Annotated in this window: 15 protein-coding genes, 1 pseudogene and 1 riboswitch; of the genes and pseudogenes, 6 read left to right on the top strand and 10 right to left on the bottom strand. The window is 61.6% G+C overall.

Annotation, left to right across the window (positions count from 1 at the left end; all coding sequences use genetic code 11):
* Positions 1 to 258: 258 nt before the first annotated feature.
* Both PRZ03_RS21605 and PRZ03_RS21600 read left to right on the top strand, forming a co-directional pair.
* Positions 259 to 732 (top strand): annotated as a pseudogene (locus tag PRZ03_RS21605) (FxDxF family PEP-CTERM protein); the annotation flags it as partial.
* A 310-nt stretch (positions 733 to 1,042) separates the two neighbouring features.
* Positions 1,043 to 1,540 carry an FxDxF family PEP-CTERM protein gene (locus tag PRZ03_RS21600; RefSeq protein WP_273602211.1) on the top strand — a complete coding sequence of 166 codons (498 nt, stop codon included), beginning with the start codon at positions 1,043 to 1,045 and terminating at the stop codon, positions 1,538 to 1,540.
* 100 nt (positions 1,541 to 1,640) lie between these two features.
* On the opposite strand, the gene PRZ03_RS21595 is transcribed toward PRZ03_RS21600, so the two are convergent.
* The 3 genes from PRZ03_RS21595 to PRZ03_RS21585 form a co-directional block, all read right to left on the bottom strand.
* The gene (locus tag PRZ03_RS21595; RefSeq protein WP_273602210.1) at positions 1,641 to 2,321 is read right to left on the bottom strand and encodes a glutathione S-transferase family protein; all 681 of its coding nucleotides are present in this window, start codon (positions 2,319 to 2,321) and stop codon (positions 1,641 to 1,643) included.
* Between the two features lie 103 nt (positions 2,322 to 2,424).
* Positions 2,425 to 3,402, bottom strand: a complete 978-nt coding sequence (locus tag PRZ03_RS21590; protein WP_273602209.1) for a complex I NDUFA9 subunit family protein — start codon at positions 3,400 to 3,402, stop codon at positions 2,425 to 2,427.
* Positions 3,399 to 5,381 (bottom strand): lytic transglycosylase domain-containing protein, encoded by a 1,983-nt coding sequence (locus PRZ03_RS21585; RefSeq protein WP_273602208.1) that lies wholly within the window; start codon positions 5,379 to 5,381, stop codon positions 3,399 to 3,401. Before PRZ03_RS21585 ends, PRZ03_RS21590 begins: the two co-directional genes overlap by 4 nt.
* Positions 5,382 to 5,518: 137 nt before the next feature.
* Here PRZ03_RS21585 and PRZ03_RS21580 point away from each other — a divergent pair, with 137 nt between their 5' ends.
* Complete coding sequence (locus PRZ03_RS21580; RefSeq protein WP_273602207.1) at positions 5,519 to 6,133, top strand: 5-formyltetrahydrofolate cyclo-ligase; 615 nt, start codon at positions 5,519 to 5,521, stop codon at positions 6,131 to 6,133.
* Here PRZ03_RS21580 and PRZ03_RS21575 read toward each other — a convergent pair.
* Positions 6,130 to 7,119 (bottom strand): LysR substrate-binding domain-containing protein, encoded by a 990-nt coding sequence (locus PRZ03_RS21575; RefSeq protein WP_263535803.1) that lies wholly within the window; start codon positions 7,117 to 7,119, stop codon positions 6,130 to 6,132. The genes PRZ03_RS21580 and PRZ03_RS21575 overlap by 4 nt on opposite strands.
* Before the next feature lie 112 nt (positions 7,120 to 7,231).
* Between PRZ03_RS21575 and PRZ03_RS21570 the strand changes: the two genes are divergently transcribed.
* Positions 7,232 to 7,522, top strand: coding sequence for a DUF2917 domain-containing protein (locus tag PRZ03_RS21570; RefSeq protein ID WP_273602206.1), 291 nt, complete (start codon positions 7,232 to 7,234; stop codon positions 7,520 to 7,522).
* Here the strand turns inward: PRZ03_RS21570 and PRZ03_RS21565 are convergent.
* Together PRZ03_RS21565 and PRZ03_RS21560 are read right to left on the bottom strand one after the other, a co-directional pair.
* Positions 7,491 to 8,420 (bottom strand): class I SAM-dependent methyltransferase, encoded by a 930-nt coding sequence (locus tag PRZ03_RS21565; RefSeq protein WP_273602205.1) that lies wholly within the window; start codon positions 8,418 to 8,420, stop codon positions 7,491 to 7,493. The two genes, PRZ03_RS21570 and PRZ03_RS21565, sit on opposite strands and share 32 nt — an antisense overlap.
* Positions 8,421 to 8,447: 27 nt before the next feature.
* Complete coding sequence (locus PRZ03_RS21560; RefSeq protein WP_273602204.1) at positions 8,448 to 8,858, bottom strand: TfoX/Sxy family protein; 411 nt, start codon at positions 8,856 to 8,858, stop codon at positions 8,448 to 8,450.
* Positions 8,859 to 8,986: 128 nt separating this feature from the next.
* Here PRZ03_RS21560 and PRZ03_RS21555 point away from each other — a divergent pair, with 128 nt between their 5' ends.
* Positions 8,987 to 9,550, top strand: a complete 564-nt coding sequence (locus PRZ03_RS21555) for a 5-formyltetrahydrofolate cyclo-ligase (protein ID WP_263535831.1) — start codon at positions 8,987 to 8,989, stop codon at positions 9,548 to 9,550.
* Between the two features lie 10 nt (positions 9,551 to 9,560).
* A complete protein-coding gene (gene pepQ / locus PRZ03_RS21550; RefSeq protein ID WP_273602203.1) occupies positions 9,561 to 10,868 on the top strand; it encodes a Xaa-Pro dipeptidase in 1,308 nt (435 codons plus the stop codon).
* Positions 10,869 to 10,927: 59 nt separating this feature from the next.
* Here pepQ and PRZ03_RS21545 read toward each other — a convergent pair whose 3' ends face one another.
* From PRZ03_RS21545 to ahcY, 4 genes are all read right to left on the bottom strand, one after another.
* A complete protein-coding gene (locus PRZ03_RS21545; RefSeq protein WP_273602202.1) occupies positions 10,928 to 11,596 on the bottom strand; it encodes an OmpW/AlkL family protein in 669 nt (222 codons plus the stop codon).
* A gap of 130 nt (positions 11,597 to 11,726) precedes the next feature.
* Positions 11,727 to 12,581, bottom strand: coding sequence for a methylenetetrahydrofolate reductase [NAD(P)H] (gene metF / locus PRZ03_RS21540; RefSeq protein WP_273602201.1), 855 nt, complete (start codon positions 12,579 to 12,581; stop codon positions 11,727 to 11,729).
* Positions 12,578 to 13,354 carry a TlyA family RNA methyltransferase gene (locus PRZ03_RS21535; RefSeq protein ID WP_273602200.1) on the bottom strand — a complete coding sequence of 259 codons (777 nt, stop codon included), beginning with the start codon at positions 13,352 to 13,354 and terminating at the stop codon, positions 12,578 to 12,580. Before PRZ03_RS21535 ends, metF begins: the two co-directional genes overlap by 4 nt.
* 147 nt (positions 13,355 to 13,501) lie before the next feature.
* The gene (gene ahcY, locus PRZ03_RS21530; protein WP_273602199.1) at positions 13,502 to 14,929 is read right to left on the bottom strand and encodes an adenosylhomocysteinase; all 1,428 of its coding nucleotides are present in this window, start codon (positions 14,927 to 14,929) and stop codon (positions 13,502 to 13,504) included.
* A 104-nt stretch (positions 14,930 to 15,033) separates the two neighbouring features.
* A riboswitch (S-adenosyl-L-homocysteine riboswitch) is annotated at positions 15,034 to 15,143 on the bottom strand.
* Positions 15,144 to 15,187: the final 44 nt, after the last annotated feature.

Genomic DNA, 15,187 nt, shown 5'->3' with positions numbered 1-15,187 from the left:
TTTACTCATAGGTCTCTCCTATCAAAATCTTGCTGTGCCATGAGAGGTTCAATTTGAAGTGCAAAGTGCCTCAGGGTAAGCCCCAGTTCGTGTGAAGAATCACGAACTGCACCCCCTAGATGGGGGGGCATCAAAATTCAGTCACACTGTTAGAGTTACCTCAAGGGATTTGATTTGCAGTTCCCTGGCCGGCCCAGTCGGGCTTAACTTTCTTGAGGTTGAACCATGAAAAAGCTGAATTTTGTTGCTGCAGCTGTGCTGGCTGCATCGTCGTTTTCTGCATCTGCGCTTACCACACCTTGGGGTCAGCATGATGCCATCGAGTTTGGCACTGGCTCTGCGGTAGGGGCGAATTCGATCATTTCTGATTTCTTTACCTTCACATTGGCCGCGCCAGTAAACACAGTGGCCGTTGCTGTGACGAATGACACTGCGCCGCCGACTACATTTGCAAACCTGATTAATGCCTCTTTGACTCTGTGGGATGTGACAAACAACGTCGTGGTAGGTACGGTGAATTTTGATTCGACGGCAGTTACCAAGGATTTTGGCAGCTTGGCTGCTGGTAGCTACAAGTATGCGGTGTCAGCGCAGGTGGCAGCTAATGCCATTGGGGGCTCATACCTTGTGACTTCTTCAGTGACGCCAGTGCCGGAGCCAAGCACCTACGCCCTGCTGTTGGCCGGTCTGGGTGCCATCGGTTTCGTTGCTCGCCGCCGCAAGTCTGCCTAATTTTTAGGTCAAGCACGAAGTTGGGCTGCAAAGCCCAGTCTGTAAAGAGCGCCCTGGAGGCGCTCTTTGTTATTTCCGGGGTGTTTTTGCGCTTGGAGCGAGTGCCTACGATGGGCGGCAAATGCGCTATGTTTAAAAATTAGCAGGCATCAATGACGAATGTGTGGTGCAGTGCACAACTTTTTGTGAGATCCCCCCGAACAGGGGGAAGGCAGATAGAACCTGAATCGCTACAGTGCGTAGCAAGGGAGCTAAGACAGGTTCCTGGACCTGCCCAGGGTGGGCGCATTTAATTCTCAAAGAGTAAAGCATGAAAAAATTGAATTTTGTCGCCGCAGCTGTGTTGGCCGCTTCTTCGTTCGCTGCTTCTGCCGCCAGCTATGACCTGGGCGTGATCAGCCATGACCTAGCCAACCCAACCCAAGATTCTTTCTTGGTCAAGGCAGGTGCTTTTGCAGACACCATCGATTTTGTCGTTGACACGTTCGGTAATGTTTCGGCTTCCGGAAACTCCATTTCGCTCAAGCTGAATGGTGTCACTGTTGCCGCGATCCCTGATTTGAAGTTGGCTGTTTGGAACACTTCACATAGCACGAAGTTTGCAGAATTTGCGGGTGACGACACTACTGTCAAGTTTGATCTGGCAGCTGGCATCTATCACATCGACGTGACTGGTACTGCACTGCGTAATGCCTCATATTCCGTCGCACTGGCTGTAACACCCGTTCCTGAGCCAACAACCTACGCCCTGCTGTTGGCAGGTCTGGGTGCTGTCGGCTTCGTGGCTCGCCGCCGCAAGGCTGCCTAAGACTTAGGCAAGTCAAAACTTTGGGCCGCAAGGCCCGATATGAAAAGAGCGCCCTGGTGGCGCTCTTTTTTATTTCTGGCAGCTATTCTGGCCTAAGCACTCAGGCCTTTTGCCGATAGGGCTCCTCGAAGTCCAAAAAGTCCTGCTCGGCCATCGCGTCCTTGACCCATGCGGCCACGGCCGGGTGCTGCTCGATGGCCTGGGCATAGGCCGCAGCCTGCTCGCTCAAGGGCAGGCCGTAGCGTGTGACTCGCATTACCACCGGCGCGAAATAGGCATCGGCAGCGCCAAAAGCGCCAAACAAGAAGGGCCCGCCGCTGGCGGCCAGCGCTTCGTTCCAGAGGGTGTCCATGCGCGCCAGGTCGGCGCGCAAGCCCGGCTCGCTGCTCAGCAGCTTGGCGCCGACTTCGTGCAGATCGGCATCGATATTCATCGGGCATAGGCCGCGCAGTTTGCCAAAGCCGGCATGCATTTCGGCGCACAAGCTGCGAGCACGGGCGCGTTGGCGGGCGTCGCGCGGCCAGATCGCATGCTCGGGGTGCATGTCGGCGAGGGCTTCGGTGATGGCCAAGGTGTCCCACACGGCGAAACCATCGTCTTCGACCAGCACGGGCACCTTGGCCGTAGGCGTGACCGGCTGCAAGGCGCGGTAAAAGGCCGAATCCGGCGTGAAGTCAAAGCGCAGCTTGACCTCCTCGAAGGGGATGCCGAAGGCCTTCAGCAGCACCCAGGGCCGCATGGACCAGGACGAGTAGTTCTTGTTGCCGATCAAGAGTTTCATGCCTTCTCACCTCGCAAAAAATAGAGGCCTGAGCATAGCCAAGCAGCGCGGCGTTATGGCTGAAGTTTATGCAAGCCAGTGATGCAGCTTGCGCATCAATCAATCAATCCCGCGCGGCGCGCCAAGCTTCCAACCTTGCGCAGCCTTGGCCGGCGCTCAAGTAGTCCGGCAACACGGCGGCCATCGACTGCGGCTTGAGCCCCAAGGTTTCGAGGCCCGGCAACAAGCCGCTGGCCACATTGGCGATTTGCATTGAGGCCAGGTTGTCCCGCGACATCAAGGGCACGCCCGGCATCATCTCCATCACGACCGCCTGCGACCAGGCCAGTGGCGCGGGCAGCGCAAAAATCGGCCGCGCGTGTCCGCTGATCTGCCCGGCAAGGCCGGCGATCTGCGCCAGGCTCAGCACTTGCGGGCCGGCCAACTCAAAGGTTCGGCCGATGGTGTTGCGGTCTTGTACGCAGGCGACGATCGCTCCGGCCACATCCTCGACCCAGACCGGCTGAAACTTCACCGCTGCGCCAGCCAAGGGCAGCACAGGAAAAACCGACTGCAGCTTGGCAAACAGATTGACAAACCGGTCCCTGGCCCCGAACACCACCGAGGGGCGCAGGAGTGTCAATTCCAGCTCTGCGCCCTTCAGCACAGCCTCGCCGGCCGCCTTGGAGCATAAATAGCGAGAGGGTGCCGGGCGGCCGTCATCGCGCAGCCCCAGGGCGCTGACATGGATCAGCCGCCGCACGCCGCTGGCAGCACAAGCCTCGGCCAAGCGGCGTGGCAAGTCCACATGGGCGCGCTCGAACTGCGCCTCGCTGCCCTGCAAAATCGCGATCAGATTGATCACGACATCATGCCCGGGCAGCAGGCCTTCGAGCTGGCCGGGCTTGTGCACATCGGCCTGCAACACCGTCAGGCCGGGCAGGCCTTGAACGGCTTGCGCGTGGGCCAAACGCCGAGTCGGCACGGTGATGCGCGCCCGCCCGCCGTAAGCGCGGGTGAGCTGCTCACACAGGCTGCGCCCGATGAAGCCGCTGCCGCCCAGAATCAGGATGTTCGGATTGCTCGTGTTCATCATCGTCATTGCTGTTCTTCCGGGGTGATGGTGGGGCTGGCGTCGCGGGGGCCGATGGGCGGGCCCAGGCGCTTGCGCAGGCTGGCATTGTCCAAGCCCAGTACCTGGGCATAGAGGGCCGAATTGGTCAGCACTTTTTTGACATAGTCGCGAGTCTCGTTGAAGGGGATGTTCTCGGCCCAAACTGCGGCCTCCAGAACACTGCCTTCGCGCCAGCGCCGGGGCCGTCCAGGCCCGGCGTTATAGGCCGCAGCCGCCATCGCCATGGAGCCGCCAAAGTCATCCAGCACCAACTTCAGGTAGCTGGCGCCAATCTTGATATTGAAGTCGCGGTCCATCATGTATTCGGGCCGGAACTCGGCCCCGATCTTTTTGGCCGTCCAGCGTGCGGTCGCTGGCATCACCTGCATCAGACCCGATGCACCAACATGCGAGCGCGCATCCATCACGAAGCGCGACTCCTGCCTGACCAGTCCGTAAACATAAGCCGGGTCAACCCCGACCTCGCGCGACTTGGCCAGCAGCTGTTGGCGGTGCGGCGTCGGGAAACGCTGCGCCATGTCGATCTCCTGGCGACTGCGCTCGCTGGTGTTGATGCAGCGGTCCCAAATTTCGCGATCGCAGGCCTCTTGCGCGGCGGCACGCAACTCGCGGTCGCTCATGCGCATGAGGCTGAAGTTCCATTCCCTGACGCCCTCATTGCGCAGACCCAAATCAATCAAGAGCAAGGCGCTGTTCAAGCCGGCATGGGCTTGCGCTTGCTTGCGCTCCGCCGCCGTCAAGGGGCTGGGCGCGGCGGGCAGTGGCAGGGTCAGGCCGAGTTCCTCGCCGGCCAAGCGGCCATAAAAGGTCAAGGGCGACACGGTGGCCTGCAGCAGGCCGCGCGCTTCGGCGCGGATCGCCTCTCCAGGCGCTCCTTCGGCCGCACTGGCCAGCAGCGCCCGCGCCCGCCAGAACTGCCAGGTGGGGTCGGCCTGATCGGCGGGGCTCATCTTGCCGATGACCTGCAGCACCTGCGTCCAATCACCGGCGCGCATGGCGGCTCGGGCTGCCCAGGCCATGGTTTCGCTGCTCCATTCGGGCTGGGGCTGTTTGTGTTTGGCCTGCTGTTTGAAAGCGCGCTCAAAATAGTCGTTAGCTTCTGGCTGCAGTTTGAAGGCCGCTTGGCGGCCAATTTGCGCCCAGGCCCAGGCGGCTAAATCATGCGGCAGCTCGGCCTCCCAGCGCCCACGCATCAAGTCGGCCGCTTGGGCCGGGTCATTGGCCGCCACGCGCATCAAGGCCAAGGTCGCCAGCTCGGTGTGGGTGCGTGCGCCGCCCTTGGCTTTGCGGTTGATGAAGCGGGCCGGGTTGTCTTGCAACTCGGCCAAGGCCAGCTCGACCGGCTTGCCCAGCAGCCCGGCAGCTTGTTTGGCCGCGCGCGGGCGCAGCGCCTCGACGCTCAGGCGCAGCTTCAACCACACATCGGCAGGGCTGAATTGTTTGGCTTCAAGCAGGGTAGAGGCCAGCAACTGGCAGCCATCGTCGCCTTCGCGCTGCGCAATCCAAGCCGCCCGTGCTGGCTCGGCCACATTGCGCCCGTTCAGGTGCTCGACCAGCAAGGCATAGCAAGCGACCTCGCGGTCATCGCGCATCTGAAAACGGGGGTGATCAATGGCAAAGTTCTTCCAGTCACGCCTGCGCCCCAGCTCCAGCAACCAGTCATTGCGCAGCCTGTCCTCGACATAGCTGCCCGGCCAGCGCGCATAAAAAGCCGTCACCTCGGGCTGGCTGACTTCGCCCAGGCGCAGGCCCAGCTCCCAATAGGCGATCCAGGGTGCCAGCGGATGGCGCTGCGCCTGTGCGACTTCGTTGATGGCGGCCAAGCGCTTGCGATCTTTGCGGCGCTGTGCGTCGTGGGCTTCAAGGACTAAATCGGGTTGGGCGGATTGGGCGGGCTGGGCTGGCGCTGCCGTCGTTTGCGTCTGGGCGCGTGCTGGCGCGCCCATTGCCAATGCCAATGCCAGGGCCAAGGCCGTTGCACTTAACGCTCCATATACTGCTGAGAAATTCCGCTTGCGCATCAAAGGGTACCGTGTCCAGTTTTCAATCAACATCTTCATCGCTTCCGCATGAGCGCCCGGCTTTGCGGACTCACTTGCTGGCCCAGCGAGCCGCCTGGGCCGCCACCCCGGCAGCGCATGCCGCTGCCGGCAGTTTGGGGCAACAGCTGCGCCATTTGCTGGAGCAACTGGAGCCGCAGTGCCTGGGTCTGTTTTGGCCGCTTGAGGGGGAATTTAACGCAGCCGAGCACTTGGCGTCCTTGTTGGGCTCAGGAAACCTCGGCTTGCACGAAGAATCTTTGCCGATTGCAGCCCAGGATGATGAGGAGGACGAGGGCGAAGCCTCGCCAGCTGAGCCCATGCAATGGGCCTTGCCCTACGCCTACAAGGCGCCGCGCCGCATGGACTACCGGCGCTGGGACGGCAGCACGCCGACCGTTCAAGACGAGTGCGGTATAGGCAGTAGCAAGGGTGCGGTGCTGGTGCCTGACGTGGTGCTGGTGCCCTGCGTGGGCTTCACCCGCGAGGGCTACCGGCTCGGCTATGGCGGCGGTTATTACGACCGCTGGCTGGCCGCGCATCCCGGCGTCACCAGCATTGGTTTGGCTTGGTCCCTCAGTGAATGTCATTTTGCGGCCGAGCCGCATGACCAGCCGCTGACACTGATTCTGACCGAGCGCGAAACCATTTCGCCCTAGGGTAAGGTTTCGCCAATATCGATGCGCGCCTGTGCCGCCTGGGTCAGCAGCCAGTCATTGAACATCAGCACCTCTGGTCGGGTCTTGCTGTGGCGGGACAGCAGCAGCCAATAGGCGATGGGGCTGCTCATGCGGCCGGCCGGGCCGAAGGGCTCGATCAGGTCGCCGCGTTGCAGTTGTTCGCTGACCAAGGCGACCCGGGCCAGCGCCACCGCTTGCCCACCCAAGGCCGCTTGAACTTGCTGGTAGGTGAAGTTCAGATACATCCAGCGGCGCGGCTGCAAGTCGGCCGCGCCATGCTCGCGCAACCAGCGCCGCCAGCCGAGAAACTCTGCCGTTGGGCGTTGGTCATCCTCTTCGGCCAGGGTGTAGTGGGCCAGATCGGCAGGCTGACGCAACGGTGGGCGCTCGCCCTGATCGCCTTGGGCCGACAGCCAGCGGCTGACCACCGGCGTCAGCGTCTCGCCGAACAAGCGCTCAGCTCCTGGCGGCATATTGCCGGCCGCCGTATAGCGCAGCGCGATGTCGAACTCGCTGTCGTCCAGCTCTATCACCTGATCGTTGGCCGAGACGCGGATGTCGATGTCGGGATGCTCGCGCTGGAAGGCCTCCAACCTCGGAATCAGCCAGAGCGAGGCAAAGGAGGCAAAGGTTGTCACGTTGACGACCCGGCGGCCGCGAGCCTGGCGCAGCTGGCGCACCGTTTGGTCGATTCGCTCCAGTGCGGCGATGGTGCTTGCTTGCAAGGCGGCGCCGTCGCTGGTCAGCTCGACATGGCGGGTGCCGCGCAGAAACAGGCTGAAGCCGAGTTCTTCTTCGAGCGAGCGGATCTGCCGGCTGATCGCCGACTGAGTCAAAAACAACTCATCGGCCGCGCCGCGAAAGCTCAGGAGGCGGGCCACCGCCTCGAAGGCGCGCAAGGAGCCTACGGAGAGCGGGCGTTGGCGGGTCGGTTTTTGATGCGGGACGGCGGGCGCTTGATTCATGCGTGAATGGTATCAATCCCGTGCGCCCATCTCATTGGACCTGCTGCCAGGCTGTCTCTAGTATTCAGGCCCATAGACGGCGCCGATTGCGCGGTCAACTGGAGGTAAATGAATGATGAGCTATTCGCAAGCATTGTGGGCCTTGGCGCCGGGCGAGGCCATGAGTCTGGAAATCGGCCCAGGCGCCCGTGAACTGGCCGTCGCCCAAGGGCGTGTGTGGCTGACGCAGCAGGGGCGGGCGCAGGCGCCGGCCGAGGATCTGTGGCTGGAGGCCGGCCAAAGCGTGGCGCTCGCGTCCGGCAGCCGGGTCGTGCTTGAAGCTTGGCCGCAGGCCGCCTTTCAATTGCTGGTGCCGCCGGGGGCTTGTCGGCCTAATCAGCCGCCTTGTAAATCAGCACCTTGAGCGAGCGGTCTTCGGAGATGTCTGCAAACGCCGGCGGGTTGGCCACGCGCCCTACAAAAGCCAGCTGGGGCGCAAGCTCCAGCATTTGATCTTGCAAAAAGGCCAGGCCCAGCTTGGGCGTGTTCAGGCAAAGCATGGCGTGGCCGCCCGGCGCCAGCAGATCGGGCAGGCGGCGCATCAGTCGGGCGTAGTCCTTGGTGGCGACAAAGCTGCCTTTTTGAAAGCTGGGCGGATCGAGAATGATCAAGTCATAGGGGCCGCTGCGGCTGATCTTGCCCCAGGAATTGAAGATGTCATGGGCCAGAAAACTGGCCCGCGCGGGTTTGCCGTCGAGCCCGTTGATTTGGTGATTCTGGCGGCCGATATTGAGCGCACCACTGCTCATGTCCACATTGACGACACTGCCGGCCCCCGCTTGCAAGGCCACCACCGAAAAGGCACAGGTATAGGCAAACAGGTTCAAAACCTTGATGCCGGGTCGACTCTGCGCATGATCGCGCACCCAGCGCCGCCCGCCGGCCATATCGAGAAACAGGCCGTGGTTTTGCCCCTTCAGCAGATGCACTTGATAACGCGAACCTTGCTCGGACACGAGATGCGGCTCAGGCACGCTGCCGCTGAGCAGGCGCGTTTCGCTGCGGCCTTCATCCCGGTATTGATAGACCAAGTCTAGCGGTCGGTCAGGTGCCAGGTCTTGCCAGCGCGCCGCCAGGGCAGCGCGGATGAGGCTCAAGTCAAGTTCCGACGCGGGCTGAAAACTGGTCAACAAAAAAACTGGTGGGAAGGCGTCCAGCGCCCATTGCTCGCAGCCCGGGAAGCGGGCACCGCGACCGTGGAAGATGCGCTGGGCGTCAAGGGGGAGGCCCATCGTGGCGATGGCGCTCAGCAAGGCTTGCATAGAGGCGGGACCGGGTGAAAGTGAGAGTCAAGCTTGGCGCTTGGTCGCCATTTTCGCCCCTGGCTTTGCTGTGCCGGTCTTTGGCTTGGATTTTTGGTGCGGTTTCTTTGCCGTGCCGGCGCGCAATGCCGCGCCCAGGGCCAAGCGCCCCCAAGCATCCATCAGCGCGGGCGACTCCATCGCCTCCTCCGGCGCGACGAAATAGTTCAGGCGCATGACTTGACCCTCACGCTCGTACTGAAACGGCGCGCAGCCGGCGGCCTCGAACAGAGGGCGGGTTTGCGCATCGGCTTTCAGATACAACTGGTCGAAGGCAATGATGGCGATAAAGAAGTCGCCGGCGTAAATGCCCCAGCCGCCGAACATGCGGCGGCTGCGCAAGGGCCCCAGCGGCGCCAGCAACTCCATGCAGTGATCAAGTAATTCTTTGCTTGCCATGGCTCAAATATAGGGTCTCAACGAAGCTGGCCGCCCTATGGTCTGCCCACACAATCGGGGTAGCCGCCAGCAGAGCTACTTGGAAAGCTGGCCCGCAGTTTCTTTGTTGGGAGGAATTGTCCGTGGATATGAATGACCGCGCTGCCTTGCGCCACAAACTGATTCAGGCGCGCCTGGATCTGCCAAACCGTTTGGAATTGGCCGAGTATTTGCAGGAGGTTTTGCGCGTTTGGCTTTTGCGCCGAACCGAGTTGACCATTGGTGCTTACTGGCCGATCAAGGGTGAGTTTGACCCTTTGCCGGCACTCTACCGCTGGGGCGAGGATCATCCGGAACGCAGGATTGGCTTGCCGGTGGTGGACAAGGCCTTGGGCACGCTGCGCTTTCATGTCTGGTACCCCGGTTGCCCGATGGAGGAGGATGCTTACGGCATACCTAAGCCGAAAGACACCGAGGTCTTTGAGCCCCAACTTTTGCTGGTGCCTTGCGTGGGCTTTGGCCCTTGCGGCCTGCGGCTGGGTTATGGCGGCGGCTTTATGGACCGCACCTTGGCGGCGCTGCAGCCGCGCCCGGCCACGGCCGGCATTGGCTATGCGCATGGCTTTCAGCCCATGTTGAAGGCCGAAGCCCATGACGTACCGCTGGACGCCATGTTGACCGAGGAAGGTGTGGTGTGGGACTGCAATGGTTGAGAATGCGGGCATGACTACTTACGCACAACACCTGAGCCAGCTGCAAGCCCAAGCCGAAAGCGCCCTGGCGCGCACCGGCTTTGACGCTTTGCTGATCGCCTCCGGCATCGAGAAATACGCGTTCCTGGATGATCGGCCCTATCTTTTCCAAGCCAACCCGCATTTCAAGCATTGGCTGCCGCTGAGCAATCATCCGAATAGCTGGATCGTGGTGCGCCCCGGCCACAAGCCGCGCGTCGTCTACTACCAGCCCGATGATTACTGGCATGTGCCGCCAAGCAGCCCGACCGGCGAGTGGGTCGATGCGGTTGAGTTGATCATCATCAGCCGCGCCGAGGATGCGGCAGCGCATTTGCAACTGCCCGGGCGCCTGGCCATCATTGGCGAAACGGATGCGAGTTTGGCCGGGGTGGAGCCCAATAATCCGCAAGACTTGCTGAACCTGCTGCATTACCAGCGCGCACGCAAGAATGGCTATGAGCTGGACCAGATGCGGGCCGCCTCACGCCGCGCCGCGCCCGCGCATATGGCCGCACGTGATGCTTTTCTGGCCGGCGCGTCCGAGGCCGAGATTCACCGCGCCTATCTTGTAGCTGCGGGCCACACCGACCGCGATCTGCCTTACGGCAATATCGTCGCGTTGAACGAGCATTGCGCCGTGCTGCATTACCAGTACCAGGATGTGCAGCGGCCGGCCGAGAGTCGCTCTTTCCTGATTGACGCTGGCGCGCAGGTCAATGGTTATGCCTCGGACATCACGCGCACTTGGAGCCGTGGTGATGACGCCGACTTTGACGCCCTGCTCGCGGCGATGGAGACCGCGCAGCTGGCGCTGGTGGACGAGGTGCGCGACGGGGTCGACTACCGTGACATCCATCTCAGCACGCACCGTCATCTGGCCGGCATTCTGCAGGCACAAGGCATCGTCAAGATGAGTGTGGAGGCCATGCTTGAGCAAGGCGTGACGTCCATCTTCATGCCACACGGTATTGGCCATTTGCTGGGCCTGCAGGTGCACGACATCGGCGGTTTCATGGCCGATGAATTTGGCAAGCTTGCGCCCAAGCCCGAGGGCCACCCCTATCTGCGTCTGACCCGCAAGCTGCAGGCCGGCATGGTGGTGACGATAGAGCCGGGTCTGTATTTCATCCCGACGCTGTTGCGTCAGCTGCGCGCCGGCCCTGCGGCGGCAGCGGTCAATTGGCCCTTGGTCGAGCACCTCAGTCGCTTTGGCGGCATACGCATCGAAGATGATGTGGTCTGCCGGGCAGAAGGCGGGCCGGAGAATATGACGCGGGATGCCTTCGCTGCGCTTTGAGCAAGAAAAAAGCCGCTGCAGCCTGAAAAGGCGCAGCGGCTTTATTTGACTAAGCTCGCTTAGAAGCGCATGCCCAGGCCAACGCCGACCAGCAGCGGATCAACCTTGAACTCGCCAATATCAGCACCGTTGGAGTAAACGGTGGTCTTGATTTGAACCTTCTTGAGGTCCACGTTCAGGTAGAGGTTCTTGGCAACTTCAATGTCGGCGCCGATCTGTGCGGACAGGCCCCAGCTGTTGTGCTTCAGGCCCAGCTTCAACGCAGCGACATTGGCGTCAAACTGCACGTCCGAGATATTGGTGTAGTTCACACCCAGGCCAACATAGGGGCGGAACATGCTGGTTGGGCTGAAGTGGTACTGCGCGCTCAGTGTAGGGGGCAGATGCTTGAAGCTGCCGATCTTGCCCACGCCGGTGACGGACAGGTCTTGCTTTTGCGGGTAAGTCAGGATCAGCTCAACCGCGACATTGGGGTTGATGAAATAGCTGATGTCCAGCTCAGGCAGCCACTTGTCGTTGATCGAAGCTTCGGCAGGCTTGCCAACAACGCTGGTCAAGGTGGAGCTCAGCTTGGAGCTATTGTCATTGGCCGATTGCAGATGCACGGCGCGCACGCGCACCAACCAAGGGCCTTCTTGTGTGGTCTGAGCCTGAGCCGAGAAGCTGGCCAAGCCCAGAGCAGCGGTTGCACAGACGCCAGCGATTGCAGCAGCAAAATTCTTGTTCATTGATCTACTTTCAAAAAGCCGGGAATAGCCCCGATGAAAGAGATTGGAATGCTGCTGAGGGGGTAAACCCTTGATCTAACGCAAAGTAAAAAAAGCCCTCGCGAGGAGGGCCGGGGGCATTTGACTTAACTCAAGAAACTTGGCCGAGCCTGAGGCGTTTACACAACTCCAAGGTCAAGCCTGACTGATTGAGCGTATAGAAATGGATGCCGGGCGCGCCCCCGGCGATCAGGCGCTCGCAAACGCGCGTCATCACGTCCAGGCCAAAGGCGCGGATGGAGGCCGCATCGTCCATATAGCCTTCCATCTTCAGCGCCACCCAGCGCGGGATCTCGATCCCGTCGCGGGCCGCGAACTGCGCGATACGGGCATAGTTGTGGAAGGGCATGATGCCGGGCACGATGGGCGCCGTCACACCGAGTTTGCGCACCTCGTCAACGAAGTTGAAGTAAGCATCCGGGTTGAAGAAGAACTGCGTGATTGCCGAGTTGGCGCCGGCTGCCATCTTGTCGGCGAAGTGCTGCAAGTCCTTGGCGGCATAGCGTTGCTGCGGGTGGTACTCGGGGTAGGCGGCGACCTCGATCTGCCAGTCGGCACCTTGTGTCTCGCGGATGAAAGCGACCAATTCGGACGCATAACGGAACTCGCCTGCGGTAGCGGTGCCGCTGGGCAGGTCGCCGCGCAGGGCGACCACGCGGCGAATGTTCTGCGCGCGGTAGGTGGCCAGGATTTCGGCGATGTTCTCGCGTGTGGAGCCCACGCAGGACAGATGCGGCGCGGCCTCGAAACCGGCGCGGGCAATGTCTATCACCGTGCTGAGCGTCTTGTCGCGCGTCGAGCCGCCGGCACCGTAGGTGACGCTGAAGTAATGCGGGTTCAAGACGCTGAGGTCTTGCACCACGGCCTTGAGCTTCTCGGTCCCGACCGGCGTATTGGGCGGGAAGAACTCGAAGCTGACAGGGATGGATGATGTTGTGCTGCTCATGGCTTGTCTTTCGCTGTCCCCGGTGCTTGCGCCCAGAGGAAGAATTCTTTATTTCCATCACCGCCGGTGATGGCGCTCTCAAAATAGCCCAGGACCTTCCAGCCCAGGTCTTTGGCGGCATTGCGGGCCTGCGTTTCCAGCAAGGGGTATTGCTTGGCGTCTTTAACCAGACCGCCACGCGCCAGCGCTTTCTTGCCCAACTCGAATTGCGGTTTGACCAGCAGCAAGACCTGACCCTCGGGCGCTAACCATGCGGCCAGATGGGGCAGGGCGCCCAGCATCGAGATGAAACTCAAGTCACCAACGATGAGCTCAAAGCCGCCTGCCGGCGCGTGCTCGGTCAAGGCCGAGCCGGCCAGTTCGCGCACATGCAGCTGCTCCAGCGCCACCACCTGTGGGTGATTGCGCAAGGTTTCGTGTAACTGGCTGTGGCCGACGTCGACGCCGACCACCTTGGCAGCACCCGCCTTGAGCAGGCAGTCGCTGAAGCCGCCGGTGCTTTGGCCCATGTCCAGCACGCACAGGCCGCTCACATCCAGGGCGCTGTGTTTCAGCGCCCCTTCGAGCTTGAGCCCGCCGCGCGACACAAAGCGCAACTCCGCGTCATCGTTGACGCGCAAGTCGCCATGCTCGTTGAGATCCTCACCCGCTTTGCGGATCGCCTGCCAGCCCGCCGGCCCCTGCCATTCGGCGGCACCCGCCGCGATCAGCCGCGCGGCCGCCGAGCGGGTTGGCGCCAGGCCTTTGGAAACTAACAGTTGATCTGCGCGCATAAAAAAAAGTTCTCGGTCTTGCGAGGCGTAGCGAGCGGTCGTCAGGCTAGACGCGGGCGGATCCGCAGACCGGAGCCTAGCAGCGCTAGGTGAGGATCTGCGGAGGGACCCGCAACGACGCCTGTCGGCCGCGCAGTAGCCTATCGATCAGTAGCGGTAGGTGTCTTGCTTGTAGGGACCAGCCTTGGGCACGCCGATATACGCCGCCTGCTCATCCGTCAGTTCCGACAGCTGCGCATTCAGCGTTGTCAGCTGCAAGCGCGCCACCTTCTCGTCCAGATGCTTGGGCAGCACATAAACCTTGCCGATGTCGTAAGCGTCCTTGTGCGCGAACAGCTCGATCTGGGCGATCGTCTGATTCGCGAAGCTCGACGACATCACATAGCTCGGGTGCCCGGTGCCGCAGCCCAGGTTCACCAAACGGCCCTTGGCCAGCAAGATGATGCGCTTGCCGTCCGGGAAGATCACGTGATCGACCTGCGGCTTGATCTCTTCCCACTCGTACTGTTCCAGCGACGCGACTTCGATCTCGTTGTCGAAGTGGCCGATATTGGACACGATGGCGTTGTGCTTCATCGCCAGCATATGCTCGTGACGGATCACGTTCTTGTTGCCGGTGGTGGTGACGAAGATGTCGGCCTTGTCGGCCGCGTATTCCATCGTCACGACACGGAAGCCTTCCATCGCCGCTTGCAGCGCGCAGATCGGGTCGATCTCGGTCACCCAGACTTGCGCCGACAGCGCGCGCATTGCTTGTGCCGAGCCTTTGCCCACATCGCCGTAACCGGCGATCACGGCGACCTTGCCGGCGATCATCACGTCGGTGGCGCGCTTGATGCCGTCCACCAGCGACTCGCGGCAGCCATAGAGGTTGTCGAACTTGCTCTTGGTGACCGAGTCATTGACGTTGATGGCGCGGAACAGCAACTCGCCCTTGACCGACATTTCCTGCAGGCGGTGCACGCCGGTGGTGGTCTCTTCGGTCACGCCGAGGATCTCGGCGCTCTTGCGGGTGTACCAAGTGCCGTCAACGGCGATCTTGGCCTTGATGGACGCGAACAACACGCGCTCTTCTTCGCTGCCCGGCTTGTCCAAGACGCTCAGATCCTTCTCGGCCTTTTGGCCCAGGTGCATCAGCAACGTCGCGTCGCCGCCGTCGTCCAGAATCATGTTCGGGCCTTCGCCGGGAGTTCCCTTGGCGCCGAAGTCAAAAATGCGGTGCGTGTAGTCCCAGTAGTCGGCCAGGGTCTCGCCCTTGTAGGCAAACACCGGCGTGCCGGCGGCGACCAAGGCGGCGGCGGCCTGGTCTTGGGTCGAGTAGATATTGCACGAAGCCCAGCGCACTTCGGCGCCCAGCGCCTGCAGTGTTTCCACCAGCACTGCGGTCTGGATGGTCATGTGCAGCGAGCCGGTGATGCGCGCGCCCTTTAGCGGCTGAGTCGCGGCGTATTCCTTGCGGATCGCCATCAGCGCGGGCATTTCGCACTCGGCGATATTCATTTCCTTGCGGCCCCAGGCGGCAAGGCTCAGGTTGGCAATATGGTATTGGTCTTTGGACAAGGTGGTGGCAGTCATTGCGAGCTCCTTCATGCAATCTATGAAGCCGCTGCTGTCACCGTATGAGGGATTGCCCAAGCCCGAGGTGGGACTTGGCAAGCGTTCACCCACGCGAAAACGTCAGCGGGTGAGCGCAGTTGCAGGTTCTGCGGGCTTGGCAGCCCATGGTGCAAAACTTTTCCGAGCCTGGCCTGGGTTGTTGAGAACTCAGGTTGCAACGCTCCTCGGAACAGCGGCAATTCTAGCCGCATGCGGTATTTCAATGCGCGGAACAGG

Origin of the sequence: Roseateles albus (assembly GCF_028595345.1) — a bacterium.
Classification (GTDB): Bacteria; Pseudomonadota; Gammaproteobacteria; order Burkholderiales; family Burkholderiaceae_C; genus Paucibacter_A; species Paucibacter_A albus.
This window is presented reverse-complemented; position numbering and strand designations above follow the sequence as displayed.